Origin of the sequence: Streptomyces sp. ICC1 (genome assembly GCF_003287935.1) — a bacterium.
In the GTDB taxonomy this organism is placed as follows: domain Bacteria; phylum Actinomycetota; class Actinomycetes; order Streptomycetales; family Streptomycetaceae; genus Streptomyces; species Streptomyces tritrimontium.
Genome location: NZ_CP030287.1, coordinates 7,775,637 through 7,793,772 on the forward strand (window position 1 = coordinate 7,775,637; position 18,136 = coordinate 7,793,772).

11 protein-coding genes, 1 pseudogene and 1 riboswitch are annotated in these 18,136 nt (G+C 73.1%); of the genes and pseudogenes, 6 read left to right on the forward strand and 6 right to left on the reverse strand.

Features of this window, described 5'->3' with window-relative positions; all coding sequences use genetic code 11:
- Window positions 1-36: 36 nt before the first annotated feature.
- Window positions 37-1,086, forward strand: coding sequence for an NUDIX hydrolase (locus DRB96_RS36345; protein WP_204357907.1), 1,050 nt, complete (start codon window positions 37-39; stop codon window positions 1,084-1,086).
- Here DRB96_RS36345 and DRB96_RS45375 read toward each other — a convergent pair.
- Both DRB96_RS45375 and DRB96_RS45380 read right to left on the reverse strand, forming a co-directional pair.
- Window positions 1,079-5,359, reverse strand: coding sequence for a HEAT repeat domain-containing protein (locus DRB96_RS45375; protein ID WP_343234714.1), 4,281 nt, complete (start codon window positions 5,357-5,359; stop codon window positions 1,079-1,081). The genes DRB96_RS36345 and DRB96_RS45375 overlap by 8 nt on opposite strands.
- A 33-nt stretch (window positions 5,360-5,392) precedes the next feature.
- Window positions 5,393-7,735, reverse strand: a pseudogene (locus DRB96_RS45380) (GNAT family N-acetyltransferase); the annotation flags it as partial.
- Window positions 7,736-7,920: 185 nt separating this feature from the next.
- On the opposite strand from DRB96_RS45380, the gene DRB96_RS36355 reads away from it, so the two are divergent.
- The gene (locus DRB96_RS36355) at window positions 7,921-8,202 is read left to right on the forward strand and encodes an HPr family phosphocarrier protein (protein ID WP_112452259.1); all 282 of its coding nucleotides are present in this window, start codon (window positions 7,921-7,923) and stop codon (window positions 8,200-8,202) included.
- Between the two features lie 219 nt (window positions 8,203-8,421).
- Here DRB96_RS36355 and DRB96_RS36360 read toward each other — a convergent pair whose 3' ends face one another.
- The 4 genes from DRB96_RS36360 to DRB96_RS36375 all read right to left on the reverse strand — a co-directional run bounded on the left by DRB96_RS36360 (window position 8,422) and on the right by DRB96_RS36375 (window position 13,158).
- Entirely contained in the window at window positions 8,422-9,087 is a 666-nt protein-coding gene (locus DRB96_RS36360) for a GntR family transcriptional regulator (RefSeq protein ID WP_112452260.1), read from the reverse strand.
- A gap of 167 nt (window positions 9,088-9,254) precedes the next feature.
- The gene (locus tag DRB96_RS36365) at window positions 9,255-10,046 is read right to left on the reverse strand and encodes a M23 family metallopeptidase (protein ID WP_112452261.1); all 792 of its coding nucleotides are present in this window, start codon (window positions 10,044-10,046) and stop codon (window positions 9,255-9,257) included.
- Between the two features lie 12 nt (window positions 10,047-10,058).
- A riboswitch (cyclic di-AMP (ydaO/yuaA leader) is annotated at window positions 10,059-10,218 on the reverse strand.
- 184 nt (window positions 10,219-10,402) lie between these two features.
- A complete protein-coding gene (locus DRB96_RS36370) occupies window positions 10,403-11,770 on the reverse strand; it encodes a pitrilysin family protein (protein WP_112454176.1) in 1,368 nt (455 codons plus the stop codon).
- A gap of 20 nt (window positions 11,771-11,790) precedes the next feature.
- Window positions 11,791-13,158, reverse strand: coding sequence for a pitrilysin family protein (locus tag DRB96_RS36375; RefSeq protein ID WP_112452262.1), 1,368 nt, complete (start codon window positions 13,156-13,158; stop codon window positions 11,791-11,793).
- Between the two features lie 841 nt (window positions 13,159-13,999).
- On the opposite strand from DRB96_RS36375, the gene DRB96_RS36390 reads away from it, so the two are divergent.
- The 4 genes from DRB96_RS36390 to DRB96_RS36405 all read left to right on the forward strand — a co-directional run bounded on the left by DRB96_RS36390 (window position 14,000) and on the right by DRB96_RS36405 (window position 18,111).
- Window positions 14,000-15,055: an NAD-dependent epimerase/dehydratase family protein gene (locus DRB96_RS36390; protein ID WP_112452264.1), complete on the forward strand. Its 1,056-nt coding sequence runs from the start codon at window positions 14,000-14,002 to the stop codon at window positions 15,053-15,055.
- Between the two features lie 155 nt (window positions 15,056-15,210).
- Window positions 15,211-15,918 carry a glycosyltransferase family 2 protein gene (locus tag DRB96_RS36395; RefSeq protein ID WP_239516518.1) on the forward strand — a complete coding sequence of 236 codons (708 nt, stop codon included), beginning with the start codon at window positions 15,211-15,213 and terminating at the stop codon, window positions 15,916-15,918.
- Window positions 15,915-16,547, forward strand: a complete 633-nt coding sequence (locus DRB96_RS36400) for a DUF2064 domain-containing protein (RefSeq protein WP_112452266.1) — start codon at window positions 15,915-15,917, stop codon at window positions 16,545-16,547. The genes DRB96_RS36395 and DRB96_RS36400 overlap by 4 nt, the downstream gene beginning before the upstream one ends.
- Before the next feature lie 154 nt (window positions 16,548-16,701).
- Complete coding sequence (locus DRB96_RS36405) at window positions 16,702-18,111, forward strand: glycosyltransferase 87 family protein (RefSeq protein ID WP_112452267.1); 1,410 nt, start codon at window positions 16,702-16,704, stop codon at window positions 18,109-18,111.
- The last annotated feature ends 25 nt before the right edge of the window (window positions 18,112-18,136 follow it).

Consider the following 18,136-nt stretch of genomic DNA (forward strand, 5'->3'; position numbering starts at 1 on the left):
CCGCACCCCGTACCCCGCACCTCCAGGAGCCATCCCGTGCCGGATCCTTCCCCCTACACCGACTCGGTCCGCGCCTACTACGCCGCCCAGTCCGCCCCCCTCATGGCCGCCACCGGGGTCGTACTGGACCCGCACGGGCGGGTCCTCGTACTGACCACCTCGTACAAGAAGGAGCTGGAGCTGCCGGGCGGGAACGTGGAGGACACCGAGACCCCGGAGGAGGGGCTCGCCCGCGAGCTGAAGGAGGAGTTGGACCTGAGCGTGCCGGTCGGGCGGCTGCTCGCCGTGGACTCCCGCCCGCCGGGACCGCTCGGCCGCTCCCTCGTGATCCACGTCCACCTCGTCGGACCGCTCACGTCCGCCGAGGCCACCGCGCTCTCCTTCCCGGACGGCGAGATCACCGAGGCCCGCTGGCTCACCCCGGAAGAGGCCTACGAGACCCTGCACCCCCGCAAGGCGTCCCGCCTGCGCGCCGCCCTGGCGGCCCTGTACGCCGGCTCCCTCGCGCACCTGATCGAAGGCGTCCCCCAACCCGGCTCCCCGGCCGGCCTGGACCCGGCGCGCCGGGCCGAACTGGAACACACCGGCGGCTTCGACCCGGCCGGCCACCGGGCCGCCCGCCCCAAGGCCCTCACGGCGGCGAGCGTGCTGTTCACCGACACCGCGGGCGGGGTGCTGCTGGTGCAGCCCGCGTACGGGAATCCGGACCACTGGCACCTGCCGGGCGGCGGCGTCGACAGCGACCTCGGCGAGATCCCGCGCGCCGCGGCCCGGCGGGAGGTGCTCGAGGAACTCGGCCTGGACCTCGCCCCGGGCCGCCTGCTCGCCGTCAACTGGTCCCACCGGCCCGGGTATCCGGCCCGCGTCCGCTTCCTCTACGACGGCGGCACCCTCGACGCCGCCGCGCTCGACCGGATCAGGCTGCCCGAGGCGGAACTCCTGCGGTGGCGGGCGGTCTCCCCGGCCGATCTGCGCCGGTTCGTCAAAGGCGCCCTGCGCCGCCAGATCAAGGCGAGCCTCAGGGCCCGCGCCTCGGACACGGGGCCCCTGGAACTCCACGCGGGCCGCCCCGTCCCGGTCACCTGACCTCCTCCGCCTCCCCCGGCCGCGGCACTCCCGGCCGGCTCAGGGCCAGCATGTGCCGGACCTTGCGCCGCACCTGCGGATCCGGCTCCGCGACGGCGCGGGCGCCGACCAGGGCGTCCCCCTCCTCGTCTCCGGCGCGGACCACCCACCAGCGCAGCGCCGCGAACCTGACCTCGGGCGCCGGGTCGGCCTCCGCGCACCGGCGCAGCAGCGCGTGCACGTCCGGATGCCCGGCCCAGCGCCGGCCGAGCGTCCTGACGGCCTCGGCGCGGGTGCGCTCCTCGGGATGGCCCGCGACCGCGCGCGCCAGCACCTCGCGTACGTCGTCCCGGTGCGCCCAGTGACCGCCCAGGGCGGTCAGTACGGTGCCCTGGCAGGGGTGCGAGGTGTCGGAGGCGACGCCCCGCACGAACTCCCCGACGTCCGGACGGTCGGTCCACCGCTTCGTCAGCACCTTCAGGGCCGCGCCGGCGACGAGCAGGTCGTCGGCGGCGCCGGCCGCCACCCGCATCAGGACGGCCCGTACGTCCTCGTGGTCGGGCCAGTGGTCCTCCAGCACGTCGAGCACCGTCGAGCAGGTGGTGCGGTCGGGGTGGTCGGCGGCGGTGAGGAGCAGCTCGTGTACGTCCCGCCGGCCGGGCCAGTGCTCCGCCAGACCGCACAGGACGGTCGCGTAGGTGTACGCGTCGGGCTCGTCGGCGCAGACCCGGACCAGCAGGTCGCGGACCTCCGGCCGGGCGGCCCAGTGCCGGGCCAGGGCACGCAGGGCCCCTTGTCTGACGTCTTCTTGTCCGACGTCCTCATGTCCGACGTCCTCATGTCCGGCGGCGGATGCCGTGCAGCAGCCGGTCAGGACCTCGCGGACCTCGTCGTCCCCCGGGTAGCAGTCGCCCATGACCTGCACGGCGGTGAGGCGCACCCCGGGGTCGGGGTCCTCGCCGGCCCGCCGCAGGACGGCCTCCCGTACGCCCTCGTGGCCCGGCCAGTGCTCGCCCAGCTCGCGCAGCGCGGTCGAGCGCGCCTCGGGCCAGGGGTCCGCGGCGGCGGCACGCAGCAGTGCCTCGCGGACGGTGGTGTGGCCCGGCCCGTGTCTGCCCAACGCCCCCAGGGCCGCGGTGCGGACGTCGGAGTGCGGGGAGTCCGCGGCCCGCCCGATCAGGAGCTCGCGGACGGCGGCGTTGCCCGGCACCTGGCGGCCGAGGTTCCACACGGCGGCCCGGGACAGGTCCGGTGCGCCGTCGTCGGCCGCGCTCCGCGTGAGGAAGCCGAGGACGTCCGGGTGTCCGCAGGCGTACCGCGCGAGCGTCTGGAGCGCCTCGCTCCGGGTGTTCCCCTCCGGGTCCTCACGGGCCCGTCGGATGAGGAGGGCGCGAACGGACGCGTCACCGGACCAGCGCCGGCCGAGGAGCCGCAGCGCGTCGCTGCGGGCGAACTGGTGGTCGTCTCCGGTGGCGGCGCCCATGACGAGGTCCCTGACGGCTTCGTCGTCCGGCCGTCCCGCGGCGAGGGCTTCGAGAGCGGTGGACCGGCCGTGGTGGTCGGGATCCTCGGCCGCGCGGCCGGCGAGGAAGGCGCGGACGTCCTCGCGGTCCGCCCACAGCTCGCCGAGCACCTCCAGGGCCATGAAGCCGAGCCCGCCGTCCGGATTCTCCGAGGCCTCGCGGACGACCAGCGCGCGGACCTCGTCGTCGGGCCGGCGGCGGCCGAGCGCGTAGAGGAGGAGCGTCCGGTCGATGCTGTGAAAGCTGCCGCGGGCGAGGGGGATCAACTCGTCCTCGTCGAGCCGGAGATGGAAGGCCAGCAGACCGGCCGGCTCGCCGCTCACCGAGAACTGGCCGCTCAGCCGGTACCAGCGCAGGTAGCGCGCGCGGGCCGCCGAGTACCGGCCGAACGAGCCCAGCGCGGACGCCCCTTCGTCGAGCAGCCACGGGCCCTTGGAGCCGCGTACGTCCAGGACCGTGGTCACGGCGTCGACGACGGCGACGCTGCGGTCCGCGGGCACCCCGCGCCCGCCGGTCTCCGCCAGTGCCCGCAGGGCCAGTACGACATGGCTCGCGTCGTCCGGGTCGGTGCGCCGGGCGTGGAGGCCGAGGAGCCGGTCGATGGCGGCCGTCGCGTCCTGCGCACCCAACTGCCCGATGAGCAGGAGCAGTACCTCGTGCCACGCCGGATGGGCGACCCGGGCGGCGACGACCTGCTCGATCAGCTCCTCGGGCGTCCATTCCGCTTCCTCCCGGTAGCGGTGGGCGATGTCGGCCGCCGCCAGGTGTTCGAGGAACGCCCGGTGGACGAAGCCGTAGACGTCGCCGCCGTAGCGGGACAGGATGAAGTTGCGTTCGTGCAGCTGCGTGACCATGGCCCGGGCGGCGGAGGCGGCGTGCGGGGGCGCCACCCCGTACTGGTCCTCCAGGTGGTCGCGGAAGAACCGTTCGAGGTCGCGCGCGCGGATGTGGTTGCCCGCGATGCCGCCGCGGCCTTCCTGCAGGGTGCGGGCCAGCCGGCGCAACAGGGCCAGGCGCTCTTCGGCCCCCAGTGCGTCCAGCGCCTCGGCGACGGGCGGGACCAGCGGCGTCTTGAGGAACTTGGCCGCCTGGTCCCACTGTTCGACGAGGACGGCGACGGCGTGCTCGTAGACGCCCCGCCGGTTGCCCGGAAGGGGGCCGCGGGCTCCGATGATCACGAGGATGGTCAGCAGGAGCGGATTGCCCGCCATCTCCCGCAGCGGCCGCGAGTCCTCCACCCCCGAGGTGAGCCGCTCCGCCAGTTCGGCGGCCCGTGCCGGGTCGCCCGGGCAGGCGTGGCGGTACCAGCGGCGGACGAACGCGTCGATCCGCTCCTGGTCCAGGTCCTGCAGGGTGAAGTGCGAGAAGTGCGCGCGCTCCAGGGTGCCGCGGCGGTAACCGATGATCCGCGAGGTCACCACGATCCGTGCCGACGGCCGGTGTGCGGCGAAGGCGGCGATGCGCCGGGCGGTCTCCTCCCGCGCCTTGGGGTCGCACACCTCGTCGAGGCCGTCGAAGACCACCAGGGCCCGCCCCTCGGACAGCAGCCGCTCCCGGACGGGGCCGGGGACCGAGAGCCCGAAGTCCTGGTGCTGCCGGTCGAGGAACTCCTCGAAGCCGCCGTGGCGCCAGGGGTCGTCGGCGTACCGGCGGAGCTCCACCACGAGCGGGACCCGCCCCGCCAACGCGCCCAAGGGGCCGTCGGGGACCTCGGGTCCACCGGCGGTCAGCGCGAGGACGAGATGGCGGACCAGGGTGGACTTGCCCGCCCCGGGGTCTCCCAGCAGGACCGTCCGACCGCCCGAAGGCCCGGCGAGCACCTCCAGCACGTGCTCTTCGGGACGTTCCAGGTAGGAGTTCCGCAGCCGCTCGATGTCGGCCCGCTCCACCCCCGGCGGCAGCAGGTCCTCCTCGGGGAGCTCCCCGGACGACGCCAGTCGTCTCCGCAGCTCCCGGGGCAGCTCGAGCGGGGGCGGGTCCGCCCGCACGGAGGGCGCGACGAACACCTCGGACAGCGGGACCGCGAGGTGCCTTTCCTTCGGAGGCGCGAGGACATCCAGGTCCAGGCCCCCGTACTCCTGGGCGAAGCGGCGCGCGTAGTCCGCCACGGCCCGCGTCACGGCCTGTTCGGGGGGCGGTTCGGGCCGGGGTGGCTCCCGGTGGACGACGACCGTCGTGTTCCTGTTCCTGATGACCGTGTTGCCGTCACCGGTGATCACGTCCTGCGCGTTCCCGCCGACGGCCGCGGCCCGTTCGGCCTCGGCCCGCACCCCGGGAGCGGTCGGCCCGGCGGGTGGGGTCGGCCCGGCGGGTTCGGTCGGCCCGGTCCCGGTCAAGGGGCCTCCAGACGGTACGGAGCACAGCGTTCTGCGAACGCTAGCCGGGGATCCGGGGTTCGGGCCCCACTTCGGCGGAAGTACGCCGGGCGGGGCGGCCCGGTGGAAGGATGACCGTATGACGAGGCGTGCGAGGACCATCGTGTGGGGCGTCGCGGTACTGGGCGGCCTGGCGGCCGCGGGGCTCGGAGCCCTGGTGATCGCGGGCGACTTGGAGAAGGCCGACAAGGTCGCGAGCATCGTCGGGGCCGTCATCGGCCTGGTCGGCCTGGTCCTCTCCGTCGCCTCCCTCCAACGCGCCCAGTCTCCGACGCAGACCCCGACTCCGACCCCGACCCCGGCTCCGGCTCCGGCTCCGGCCGAGGCCCCGGCCGGCGGGATCGTCACGGCGGAGGGCGCCCGGTCCGTGGCCGTCGGCGGACACGCCGGCCGCATCGTCACCGGCGACCGGACCTCCCTGACCACACCCCCGTCCCGGGCGAGGAGCTCGCGGGCGTCGGGCTCGGTGAGGGTCAGCACCTCGTGGTCGGCTACGCCGGCGAGCAGGCGGGACAGCTGTGCGGCAGCCCCGCTCTCGTCGATGTCCTCGTACTCGGGCACCTGGCCGACCACGGCGTTGGCCCGCCGCCACTGCCCGTACCGCACGGCTTCGGCGACGGCCTTGACGGCCCGCTCGGCGGCCGGGTAGGCGGGGATCCCGGAGGCGGCACCCGGGGCGTCGGGCGCGGCTCCGCCGGGCGCGGCTCCGCCGGGCGCGGCTCCGCCGTCCGGACCGCCCGAGCCGGGCTCCGGCCGGAGCGGCGCCCGGCCGCTCGCGGACGCCAGGGCCGCCAGGGCCGTCGCGGCCGTGGGCACCGTCGCGGGCTCCGCGGCCTCCGGGGGCGTCCCGGCAGTCCCAGCGGTCCCGGCGGTCCCAGTGGTCCCGGCCGCCCGATGCGTGCCGGCCGCCCCCTGCGTCGCGGCCGCCGGGGCCGTCGCGGCCGAGAGCGCCTCGGCCAGGGCGCCCAGCTCGACGTGGACCACGGCCACCGGCTTGCCGGGGTGCCGCGCCACCGCCTCCCGCAGCGCGTCCGCGAGATCGTCCGCCAGCGCCTGCTCGCTCACCCACGGGATCGCCGTGACGATCACCGCGTCGCAGTCCGGCGAGGCCAGCGCCGCGCTGACGGCCGCGCGGAAGTCCTCGGGCGAGGCCGCCGTCGTCAGGTCCAGCGGCGCGAGCGGCCGCAGCCCCTCCGTCAGGCAGGCGTCGTAGGTGAGCACCCCGAGCGACTCGGAGTTGCCGAGGATCGCCACCCGGGGGCCGGCCGGCACCGGCTGCGAGGCCAGCAGCAGGCCGACGTCCACCAGCTCCGTCACGGTGTCGACCCTGATCACGCCCGCCTGCCGCAGCAGCGCGGAGACCGTCGCGTCGGGCAGCCGGGTACCGGGGACCAGATGGCCGGCGGGGCTGTGGCGGCCGCCCCTGGCGACGACCACCGGCTTGACGGCGGCCGTGCGCCGGGCGATCCGGGTGAACTTCCTCGGGTTGCCCAGGGTCTCCAGGTACATCAGGGCGACATCGGTCGCGTCGTCGTCGTACCAGTACTGGAGGATGTCGTTGCCCGAGACGTCCGCCCGGTTGCCGGCCGAGACGAAGGAGGACAGCCCCTCCCCGCGCCGCAGCAGTCCGGAGAGCAGCGCGATGCCGATCGCCCCGGACTGGGTGAACAGGCCGACCCGTCCGCGCGCGGGCGCGGGAGCCGGTGCGAGCGAGGCGTTCAGCTCCACCTCCGGCGCGGTGTTGATCACCCCGAAGGCGTTCGGCCCGATCAGGCGCATCCCGTACGAGCGCACCTGCCGCACCAGTTCGCGCTGGCGGGCCAGGCCCTCGGCCCCGCTCTCCCCGTATCCGGCGGACAGCACCACCAGGCCCTGCACCCCGTGTTCGCCGCAGGCGGCCACCGCCTCCGGGACGCGGTCCGCCGGGACCGCGACCACCGCGAGGTCGACCGGGGCGCCGATGTCGCCGACCGAGCGGTAGGCCCGTACGCCGTCCAGCAGGTCCCCCTCGATGCCGGGGGCGCGGGCCTCGTTGACGGCGTAGAGGTGTCCGTGGAAGCCGCTGTCCCGCAGGTTGCGCAGGGCGGCCGCGCCCACTCCCCCGCCGGAGCGGCTGACTCCGATCACCGCCACCGATCCCGGGGCGAGCAGCCGCTGCACGGAGCGGGCCTCGGCGCGCTGTTCGCGGGCGCGCTGGACGGCGAGGGACTCGGCGGTGGGCTCGAGGTCGAGGGTGAGGTGGACCGAGCCGTCCTCGAAGCTGCGCTTCTGCTGGTAGCCGACGTCCGTGAACACCTTGATCATCTTGGTGTTGGCGGGCAGCACTTCGGCGATGAAGCGGCGGATCCCGCGCTCGCGGGCCACAGCGCCGATGTGTTCGAGCAGGGCGGAGGCGACCCCGCGCCCCTGGTGGGCGTCCTGGACGAGGAAGGCGACCTCGGCCTCGTCGGAGGGACCGGTGGCCGGGCGGCCGTCGGAGCCGATCCGGTCGAAGCGGACGGTGGCGATGAACTCCCCGCCGATCGTCGCGGCGAGGCCGACCCGGTCCACGTAGTCGTGGTGCGTGAAGCGGTGCACGTCGCGGTCGGAGAGCCGGGGGTAGGGGGCGAAGAAGCGGTAGTACTTCGACTCGTCCGAGACCTGCTCGTAGAAGCTGACCAGCCGGCCCGCGTCGTCGGTGGTGATGGGCCGGATCCGGGCGGTTCCGCCGTCGCGCAGGACGACGTCCGCCTCCCAGTGGTCCGGGTACGAGGGGTCCGACTCCGTGGTCATGGGGCCACCTTAAGGCGCGAACGGTTCAAGTGGCCCGGGCGCGGCGCATCGGGCAAGCTGGCGCGAATCAGTGCAAGCTGGGATAGGTCGAACGGCGGGCGGATTCGGGCCGAAGGTCGGTCCGACCATTCCGGACGTCGTGAGAGACTGGTCTAGACAACCGTAAGAACCTGAAGGGCATCACCATGGCAGAGCGCCGCGTCAACGTCGGCTGGGCCGAGGGCCTGCACGCTCGTCCCGCCTCGATCTTCGTCCGTGCGACGACCGCTTCCGGCGTCCCGGTGACCATCGCGAAGGCCGGCGGCGAACCCGTCAACGCCGCCTCCATGCTGGCGGTCCTGGGCCTCGGCGCCCAGGGCGGCGAGGAGATCGTCCTCTCGTCCGACGCCGAGGGCTCCGAGGCCGCGCTGGACCGCCTCGCGAAGCTGGTCGCCGAGGGTCTCGAGCAGCTCCCCGAGACCGTCTGACCCCTTCGGGTTCGACCCGCAGGACCTCGCACCGCGAAGCCGTTGCCCCCGACCCCGGTCGGGAGCAGCGGCTTCGGCGTTTTTCGCCCGGCGGACTTCGATTCCGGCGGTCGGCCCGCGGAAATGAATTCCCTGGAACACCGCGCCATTGCGCACGGAATTCCCGGCGCCGAATCGGGCGATGCCGCCAGGATATCCAACCTTTGTATACGGCGAATGTTAAAGCGAGCCGCTCGCCGTGTTTACGGCAGGTTGCAAAGTCCTCACGCGTATGCGGTGCGCCCCGGCCGCCCGGTCCGCGTGGAGCGCGGTCAGCGCCCGGGCCCGCTCGGCGTCGCCCCGGGCCACCGCGTCCACGATCGCGCCGTGCTCCGCCCAGGACTCCACGGGCCGCGCCGGGGCCTCCACCACGTACATCCAGGCCACCTTGTGGCGCATCTGGGTGAGCAGCGAGATCAGCCCGGGGCTGCCGGACGCCTGGGCGAGCGTCTCGTGGAACCAACCCCCCAGCGAGCGCAGATCCTCCCCCTGGCCCCTCCTGGCCCGCTCCTGGCCCAGTCTGACCAGGCCGCGCAGCACCTTGAGGTGGGCCTCGCTGCGCCGCCGGGCCGCCCGGGCGGCGGCGAGGGGTTCCAGCAGCATCCGCAGCTCCAGGAGGTCGGCGGCCTCCTGCTCGGTCGGCTCGGCCACGCAGGCGCCGGCGTGCCTGCGGGTGGTCACGAACCCCTCGGACTCCAGCGTGCGCAGCGCCTCGCGCACCGGGACGCGCGAGACTCCGTACCGGCGGGCCAGCACCTCCTCGGTCAGCCGGCCCCCGGGGCCGAACACCCCGGAGACGATGTCGTCGCGGATTGCTGTGCATACCGTGTGCGCGGGAATTCGCAAGACCGGACCTCCGCCTATTTCGTATGACTGTGCGCGCTGCGACTCTATTGCAACACACGATAATTTCCGAGGGCGGCCGGTAATGCGAAACATTCACACAACGCGAAGGCCCCGGCTCGGGAGAGCCGGGGCCTTCGCGGAAGAAGTGCGGTGCGGGGCGGTGTCCGTCAGACGGTGACGCCGTGGGAGCGCAGGTAGGTGATCGGGTCGATGTCCGAGCCGTAGTCGGCACCGGTGCGGGCCTCGAAGTGCAGGTGCGCGCCGCTGGAGTTGCCGCTGTTGCCCGACAGGCCGATCTGCTGGCCCGGGGCGACCTGCTGGCCCACGGAGACGCTGAGCTTCAGCATGTGGCCGTACTGGGTGTAGGTGCCGTCCGCGTGCTTGATGACGACGTTGTTGCCGTACGCGCCGCCCCAGCCCGCCTCGACCACGGTGCCCAGGCCCACGGCGTGGACCGCGGTGCCGGAGTCGGCGTGGAAGTCGATGCCGGTGTGGCTGCCGGAGGACCACATGCCGCCGCTCGCGTGCCACTGGGTGCTGACGTAGGAGCCGTCGATCGGGGAGACGAAGGTGTTGAGGCGCTTGCGCTCCTCCTCGCGGGCGGCGCGCTCCGCGGCCTCGCGCTCGGCCTTGGCCTGGGCTTCGGCCTTCGCCTTGGCCTCGGCGGCCCGCTGCTTCGCGTCGGCTTCCGCCTTCGCCTTGGCGGCGGCGGCTTCCGCGGCGCGCTGCTGGGAGTCGGCCTGGGCCTGGATCTCGCCCGCGAGCTCGTCGGCCACGACGATGGTGTTCAGGCCGGTGTCCTCGAGCGAGGGGGCCTTGTCCGCGGCGAACGCGGGACCGGCCAGGGAGCCGACGACGCCGGTGGCGGCGAGGGCGGCTATGCCGGCGTAGCCGGCGGTCTTGCGGCTCATACGACTGGAACCACGGTGCTTGCCGGCGGCACGACTGCCATACGCCATGAAGGGGCTGATCCTTTCCTTCCCTCTCGCCTACCGGGTTAGCTGACGGGTTCGGAGCAGGAAGGTCTCCTACGGGCCTCCTCTTGCGAGGGGGTCCGATTCACCCCAGGGACACATGTGGGTCCCCGGCTCCCCAGGCTCGCGCCTGACGGGGACTCGGCGATCGCTGTCCGGTGCCGCGGACGCGGCGGGTACAACTGACGGACAGCACGGACGACGCTAGGCGGATCATCAGTCAATCGCCAAACAGACGCGCCTTTTTGTTGCGTACGCCACACCACATACAAGCAACCACGCGACTAAACAGGCAAAAGGGACTCCGGCGGACAAGCCGCCGGAGTCCCCTGGATCGCCCGTCAGTTGGAAACGACCGTCACCTCACCGATCCCCAGGGCCCGTACGGGCTCCTCGATCTGCGAGGCGTCGCCCACCAGGACCGTGACCAGCCGGTTCACCGGGAAGGCGCTGACGACCGCCGAAGTGGCCTCCACCGTCCCGGTCTCGGCGAGCCGCGCGTACAACTGCGCCTGGTAGTCGTCCGGGAGCTCCTGCTCGACCTGGTCGGCGAGCGTGCCCGCGACAGAGGCGGCCGTCTCGAACTTCAGCGGGGCCACGCCCACCAAGTTCTGCACCGCCACATCCCGTTCGGCGTCGGTCAGACCGCCCTCCGCGAGGGTCCGCAGCACCTTCCACAGGTCGTCCAGCGCCGGGCCGGTGTTCGGGGTGTCCACCGAGCCGCTGATGGCGAGCATCGAGGCGCCCTTGCCGTCGGCGGTGGAGCGCAGCACCTGTCCGAAGGCGCGCACGCCGTAGGTGTACCCCTTCTCCTCGCGCAGCACCTTGTCCAGGCGGGAGGTCAGGGTGCCGCCCAGGCAGTACGTGCCGAGCACCTGGGGCGCCCAGACCCGGTCGTGGCGGTCCGGACCGATGCGCCCGATCAGCAGCTGCGTCTGGACGGCGCCGGGCCGGTCCACGATGACCACGCGGCCGGTGTCGTCGGCGGTGATCGGCGGGACCGGGCGCGGCTCGGCGGTGTCGCCGGTCCAGTTGCCCAGGGTGTCGGCCAGGACGGCGTCCAGGTCGATGCCGGTCAGGTCGCCGACGACCACCGCGGTGGCGGTCGCGGGGCGCACGTGGGCCTCGAAGAAGGCGCGTACGGCCGCGGAGTCGATGCGGGCGACCGTCTCCTCGGTGCCCTGGCGCGGGCGGGACATCCGCAGCGAGGCCGGGAACAGCTCCTTCGAGAGCTGCTTGGCGGCACGGCGCTGCGGGTTGGCGCTCTCGTGCGGGATCTCGTCGAGCCGGTTGCGCACCAGGCGGTCGACCTCGTCGTCCGCGAAGGCGGGCGCGCGCAGCGCTTCGGCGAGCAGGCCCAGCGCCTTGTGCAGCCGGGAGGCCGGGACCTCCAGGGAGACCCGCAGGCCCGGGTGGTCGGCGTGCGCGTCGAGGGTGGCTCCGCAGCGCTCCAGCTCGGCCGCGAACTCCTCGGCGGAGTGCTTGTCGGTGCCTTCGGACAGGGCGCGGGTCATGATGGTGGCCACGCCGTCGAGGCCCTCGGGCTCCGCGTCCAGCGGGGCGGCGAGGTTGATCTCGACCGCCACCACCTGCTGGCCGGGGCGGTGGCAGCGCAGCAGGGTCAGGCCGTTGGCCAGTACCCCGCGCTCGGGGGCCGGGAAGGCCCACGGCTGCGGCTCGCCGGCCTCGGGGCGCGGGTGGAAGGTCATCGTGACGGCTGCGGTGTCGCTCACTGCTCCGCCCCCTCGTTCTCGTCGCTCGCGTGGGTTTCTTCCGTGTCGTCGGCTGCGTTGGCTTCGAGCGGCTCGTACACGAGCACCGCGCGGTTGTCCGGGCGCAGTCGGGCCGCGGCCACGGCCTGCACCTCCTCGGCGGTGACGTCGAGGACGCGCTGGACGGCGGTCAGCGCCAGCTGCGGGTCGCCGAACAGCACCGCGAAGCGGCACAGTTCGTCGGCGCGGCCGGACACCGTGCTCAGCCGGTCCAGCCATTCGCGCTCCAGCTGGGCCTGGGCGCGCTCCATCTCCTCGGCCGTCGGGCCCTCGGCGGCGAACCGCGCGAGCTCCTCGTCGACGGCGGCCTCGATGGCGGGCACCTCGACCCCGCTGGAGGTCTTGACGTCCAGCCAGCCCAGCGACGGCGCGCCGGCCAGCCGCAGCATGCCGAAGCCGGCCGCGACGGCGGTCTGGTCGCGGCGTACCAGGCGGTTGTGCAGGCGGGAGGACTCCCCGCTGCCCAGCACGGTCAGCGCCACGTCGGCGGCGTCGCATTCGCGGGTGCCGTCGTGCGGGAGCCGGTAGGCCGCCATCAGCGCGCGGGCCGGAACCTCCTCGACGATCTCCTCGCGCAGCTGCTCGCCCATGGTCTCGGGGAGCGAGCCGTCGCGCGGCGGCTGCTTGCCGTCGTGGCCGGGGATGGTGCCGAAGTACTTCTCGACCCAGGCGAGCGTCTTCTCGGGGTCGATGTCGCCGACGACCGACAGCACCGCGTTGTTGGGCGCGTAGTACGTACGGAAGAAGGCGCGCGCGTCCTCCAGGGACGCGGCGTCCAGGTCGGCCATGGAGCCGATCGGGGTGTGGTGGTACGGGTGGCCGTCCGGGTACGCGAGGGCGGTCAGCTTCTCGAAGGCCGTACCGTACGGGACGTTGTCGTAGCGCTGGCGGCGCTCGTTCTTGACGACGTCGCGCTGGTTCTCCATGGACTCGTCGTCCAGGGCGGCCAACAGCGAGCCCATCCGGTCCGCCTCCAGCCACAGCGCGAGCTCCAGCTGGTGGGTCGGCATCGTCTCGAAGTAGTTGGTGCGCTCGAAGCTGGTGGTGCCGTTGAGGGAGCCGCCGGCCCCCTGGACCAGCTCGAAGTGCCCGTTGCCGGAGACGTTCTGCGAGCCCTGGAACATCAGGTGCTCGAAGAGGTGAGCCAGGCCGGTGCGTCCCTTGACTTCGTGGCGCGAGCCGACGTCGTACCAGAGGCAGACCGCGGCGACCGGGGTCAGGTGGTCCTCGGACAGCACCACGCGCAGGCCGTTGGCCAGCCGGTGCTCGGTCGCTGTGAGGCCGCCGGAGCCGGCCTGGGCTGTGGCCGTGTGACCCATGGGCATGTGGTCCCTTCGATCGCGATGCAGAGATTCCTGTCAGACCTGCCACTGTATGCAAGCGTGTCGGGAGCTGGAGAAGTTCCCGGCCCACTCCTGGGTCGGAGTCGGCGTTGTCGGTGCCTCGGGCCACAATGGTCCGCGTCACCCCACTGTCCGAAACCCGGCCCGATCCCGCCAGCACCCCCGCACCACCCCCAGCACTCGCCGCCGAAACCCGCAGGTTCTTCCACAGACGCCAACGTCAACCACACATCGTCCGCGGCTACTTCGGCGGCCCACACGTCCGCTACGTCCTGGACGAGAACCCTTTGAGTTTCTGATCAATAGGAGGAACGCGCCCAGACATGCCTCGACGGCGAAAGCGCCCCAGGCGAACACCGCGAAGTTGGGGATGATCACATGCTCGACCAGCCACGCCCACGGGGCGAAGACCTCGTTGTCGACCCCTTTGAGGGTCCAGCCGTACAGGTCCTGCGGGGGGTCGGACTTGTTCCCGAAGTCCGGCGGGTGTTTCCAGGAAAGGTTCTGGATCCACAGCAGGCCGACCGCGACCCGGCACACGGCCAGGAGCACACGCGAGAGCCGGGACGAGCCCAGTGGCTCCATGGCGGGGGGCGAAGACCGGATGGTGGGGGCCATGCTGAACGACCTCTGATCATGCTCCACGAGCGTGAGGAATCATCTGCCGTACTTCAATCCACTCACGCCGCCCCGGGCACGGCAAGCCGCAGGGCCTTACGAAGCGCGAACGGCAGGGGCGTCAGTACGCAACACTTCGGGGAACCGGTGACGTCCCGGCGCGCACCCGGACAGCAGGGCGCTGCTGCGCCTAGCGTTCACGGTCATGCGTGTACTTGTCACCGGAGGCGCGGGCTTCATCGGCTCGCACGTCGTCACCACGCTCGCCGCCCGCGGCCACGACCCCGTCGTACTCGACGCCCTGCTGCCCTCGGCCCATCCGACCGCCACGCCGCCACCCGCTGCGGCCGCGGACTGGATTCACGCGGATGTACGGGACCGGATGGTGCTTGCCCGGGCGCTGCACGGCGTGGACGCGGTCTGCCATCAGGCGGCCATGGTGGGCCTGGGCAAGGACTTCGCCGACGCGCCCGCCTATGTGAGCTGCAACGACTTCGGGACTGCCGTGCTGCTGGCCTCCATGGCGGAAGCCGGGGTCCGCTCGCTGGTCCTCGCGGGATCGGGGGTCGTCTACGGGGAAGGCCGCTACGACTGCCCCCGGCACGGGCAAGTACACCCCGGGCCACGCGCGGCAGCGGATCTCGATGCCGGGCGCTTCGAACCCACCTGCCGGGACTGCGGCGCCGAGCTGGTACCCGGACTGGTGGACGAGGACGCGCCACCGGATCCGCGCAATGTGTACGCCACGACCAAACTCGCCCAGGAGCATCTGGCCGCCGCCTGGGCGCGGGCGACCGGCGGACGGGCCGTGTCGCTGCGCTACCACAATGTGTACGGACCGGGGATGCCGCGCGACACCCCGTACGCGGGCGTGGCGTCTTTCTTCCGGTCGGCGCTCGCCCGGGGCGAGGCGCCGAGGGTCTTCGAGGACGGCGGGCAACGGCGGGACTTCGTACACGTCCGGGATGTGACCTCGGCCAACGTGCTGGCGCTGGAGGCCCTCGCCGGCCGGCAGCCGGGCGTGCTGAGCGCGTTCAACACCGGGAGCGGGGAACCGCACACCGTCGGGGAAATGGCGCAGGCGCTTGCCCTGGCTTACGGCGGCCCGGAGCCGGTGGTCACGGGCGAGTACCGGCTGGGGGATGTACGGCACATCACCGCGTCCTCGCAGCGCCTGAACCGTGAGCTGGGCTGGCGGGCGGAGACCGGCTTCGCCGAGGGAATGACGGAGTTCGCACGCAGCGGGCTGCGCGGGGCGTGATCCCCACAGCGCGAGGGCCTGGTCTCCTCCATGAGCGCGGCAGGAGTGGTCGAGACAAGGACGGCTGCGGCAGAAGTGGGCCCTGGACTGCTCCTCGGTGGCCACATCTCCATCCGATGTCCCGAATATTCGGTTTTGGTGGGTACGGTGAGGATGTGACCGATCTGGATGCGACGACGGTGGATGTCGTCCTGCCTTGTCTGGACGAAGAGCGTGCCCTGCCCTGGGTGCTGGAACGGATCCCGGCCGGTTGGCGGGCGATCGTCGTCGACAACGGCTCCAGCGACGGCTCTGGCGCTGTCGCCCGCGCGCTGGGCGCAACAGTGGTGTATCAGCCGGAGCTGGGGTTCGGCGCCGCCTGCCATGCGGGGCTGCTGGCGGCGGAGGCTGAGTTCGTCTGCTTCTGCGACTGTGACGCCTCTCTGGACCCCGGGCTGCTTCCCGCCTTCGTGCAAGAAGTCGCGGACGGAAAGGCAGACCTGGTGCTGGGGCGGCGCCGCCCGCAGGCACGTGGGGTCTGGCCCGTTCATGCGCGGGCCGCGAATCTGGCCCTGTCCCGGCTGGTGCGCCGACGCACCGGACTGCGGCTGCACGACCTGGGGCCCATGCGCGCCACCCGGCGTGAGCCGCTGCTGGGCCTCGGCCTCACCGACCGGCGCAGCGGCTACCCGCTCCAGATGGTCGTCTGCGCGGCCGACGCGGGCTGGCATGTCAGCGAAATCGACATCCCCTATCTGCCGCGGGCCGGTAAGTCCAAGGTCACCGGGACCTGGCGTGGCACCTGGCACGCGGTGCACGACATGCGCGCGGTGCTCTCGGAGCCTGCGCTGCCGCTCCCGGACCGTGGGGTGGCTACGCGGTGACCACGCTACTCATCCTTGCCAAGGAACCGGTGCCCGGGCGGGTGAAGACCCGGCTCACTCCGACGTACACGCCCCAGGAGGCGGCGCTCCTGGCTGAGGCGATGCTTGCCGATTCCCTGGAAGCCATGCTCGCGGCCCCTGCCGAGCGGCGTGTGCTGGTCCTCGACGGCACGCCTGGGGCGTGGCTGCCGCCTGGTATCGAGGTCGTGCCACAGGGGCGGGGCCGGCTGGACGAACGGCTGGCCGCGGCCTTCGGGGTGTGCACTGGTCCGGCCGTGCTCATCGGCATGGACACCCCGCAGGTCACCCCGGCCGTCCTGGCGCCCGCGCTGGCCGAGGACGCCTGGCAGGGCTGCGACGCCTGGTTCGGCCCGGCACTGGACGGAGGCTTCTGGGCCCTGGGGCTGGCCGAGCCCGATCCCGCAATGCTGCGCGGGGTGCCGATGACCCTGCCCGATACCGGCGCCCTGGAGCGGCGCCGGCTCACCAGGGCGGGGCTCACGGTGCGCGACCTGCCGGTGCTGCAGGACGTCGACACCGCCGCCGACGCACGGGCGGTGGCGGCCGCTGCCCCGCACACCCGCTTCGCCGCGGCCCTGGCCCGGTTGGCACAGGCCGGGGCGGGATGACCGCCGGCGTCCTGCCGTGCCCCTGTGCGGTACGTGAGCCGGTCCGCGGATCTGCTCCTCATGATCCGCCACGGCCCTTCGCAGCTGCCGGCCGGTCGATGGGCTTGTGCGGACTTCTCGCAATCTGTTCGAGAAGGACGGCGGCTGCGAACCTGTGATCAACCCGCCTACCGTCCGCACCGCAACCCTGCTGGCTTCCCTGACCGCTGTCCTCGTGCTGACCATCCGCAAGGACGGCTACCACTCCGATCCCGCCGGGCTGTCCTGGTGGTACGCGGCGTGCTGGCTCCTCTTCGCCGCCGCAGTGTGGTCGCTGCGCAAGGCGCCCCTCCGGCACGCCGTGGCCCTGGTTCTCGCGGGCGGCATCGCGGTGGCCGCCACCGGCCTGGCCGCACCCCCGCGGACCAGCACCGACGCCTACCGCTACGCCTGGGACGGCCGGGTGCAGGCGGCCGGGATCTCTCCGTACGACCACACTCCAGCCGACCCGGAACTGGCCGGGCTGCGCGACAGCTGGCTCTTCCCCACTGGCTCCGCGTGCGAGAAACCGGACCGGGCGCGCATCCCCGCACCCGCCGGTGAGACCCACTGCACCCGCATCAACCGGCCGCAGGTCCACACCATCTACCCGCCCGTCGCCGAGGGCTACTTCCTGCTCGTCCACACGATCTCGCCGGACGGCGCCCGGCACAAACCACTCCAGACCGGCGGGATGCTGCTTTCCCTCGGCGCCACGGCCGCCCTGCTGCTCGTGCTGCGCCGACGCGGAAATATCCGGTGGGCCGCGTACTGGGCCTGGTGCCCAGCCGTCCCCGTCGAGGCGGTCAACAACGCGCACGCCGATGTTCTCGGGGTACTGCTGACCGTCCTCGGGCTCAGTGTCGTCGTCCGGCACCGGATCGCGGGCGGCACCCTGCTCGGTGCGGCCGTCGCGACCAAACTGCTCCCCGCCGTGGTGCTACCCGGTGCCCTCTCGGGAGTACGGCGGGTCCGGGACGCGGCGGCCGTACTCCTCCCCGCCGCCGCGGTGCTCGCCCTCGTCTACCTGCCATACGCCCTCCTGTCCGAGGGCTCGGTCCTCGGCTACCTCGGCGGCTACATCGAGGAGGAGGGCTACGACGACACCTCCTCCGGCAGCAACCGATACGCACTGCTGCGCCTGCTCCTGCCCGACTCCTGGGCCCTGCCCGCCCTGGCCGTCGGGATGCTGGCCGTCGTGTGGCACGTCCTGCGGCGCGGCGATCCCGAACGCCCCTGGAGCGGAGCCCTGCTGGTCACCGGCACGGCGTTCCTTCTGTTGACACCGGGCTACTCCTGGTACGCAATGCTGCTCATCGCCCTGGTCGCGCTGGACGGCCGCTGGGAGTGGCTCGGCATCGCGGTGGCGGGAGCCGCCACGTACGTCACCCGCCGGGCCTTCGACGATCCGTACACCGTGGGGACCACCGCGTACGCCATCGCGGCGGCCGCCGTACTCACCGGATGGGCGTTGCGGCGCACCCGGCGGACCACCGCCGTCGGCGCGAAGCCCACGCCGGCCTCCACACGCCCACCCGACAGATGAACACTGCCCGCGGCACCGGTTCCTG

Bases quoted from the DNA above. Each gene is read 5' to 3' on its own strand.
- DRB96_RS36355 (WP_112452259.1), top strand. From the start codon at position 7,921: ATGGCAGAGCGCCGCGTCAACGTCGGCTGGGCCGAGGGCCTGCACGCT.
- DRB96_RS36365 (WP_112452261.1), bottom strand. From the start codon at position 10,046: ATGGCGTATGGCAGTCGTGCCGCCGGCAAGCACCGTGGTTCCAGTCGT.
- DRB96_RS36375 (WP_112452262.1), bottom strand. From the start codon at position 13,158: ATGCCCATGGGTCACACGGCCACAGCCCAGGCCGGCTCCGGCGGCCTC.
- DRB96_RS45375 (WP_343234714.1), bottom strand. From the start codon at position 5,359: ATGCGGCCGGCGTGTCCGCCGACGGCCACGGACCGGGCGCCCTCCGCC.
- DRB96_RS36390 (WP_112452264.1), top strand. From the start codon at position 14,000: ATGCGTGTACTTGTCACCGGAGGCGCGGGCTTCATCGGCTCGCACGTC.
- DRB96_RS36370 (WP_112454176.1), bottom strand. From the start codon at position 11,770: ATGACCTTCCACCCGCGCCCCGAGGCCGGCGAGCCGCAGCCGTGGGCC.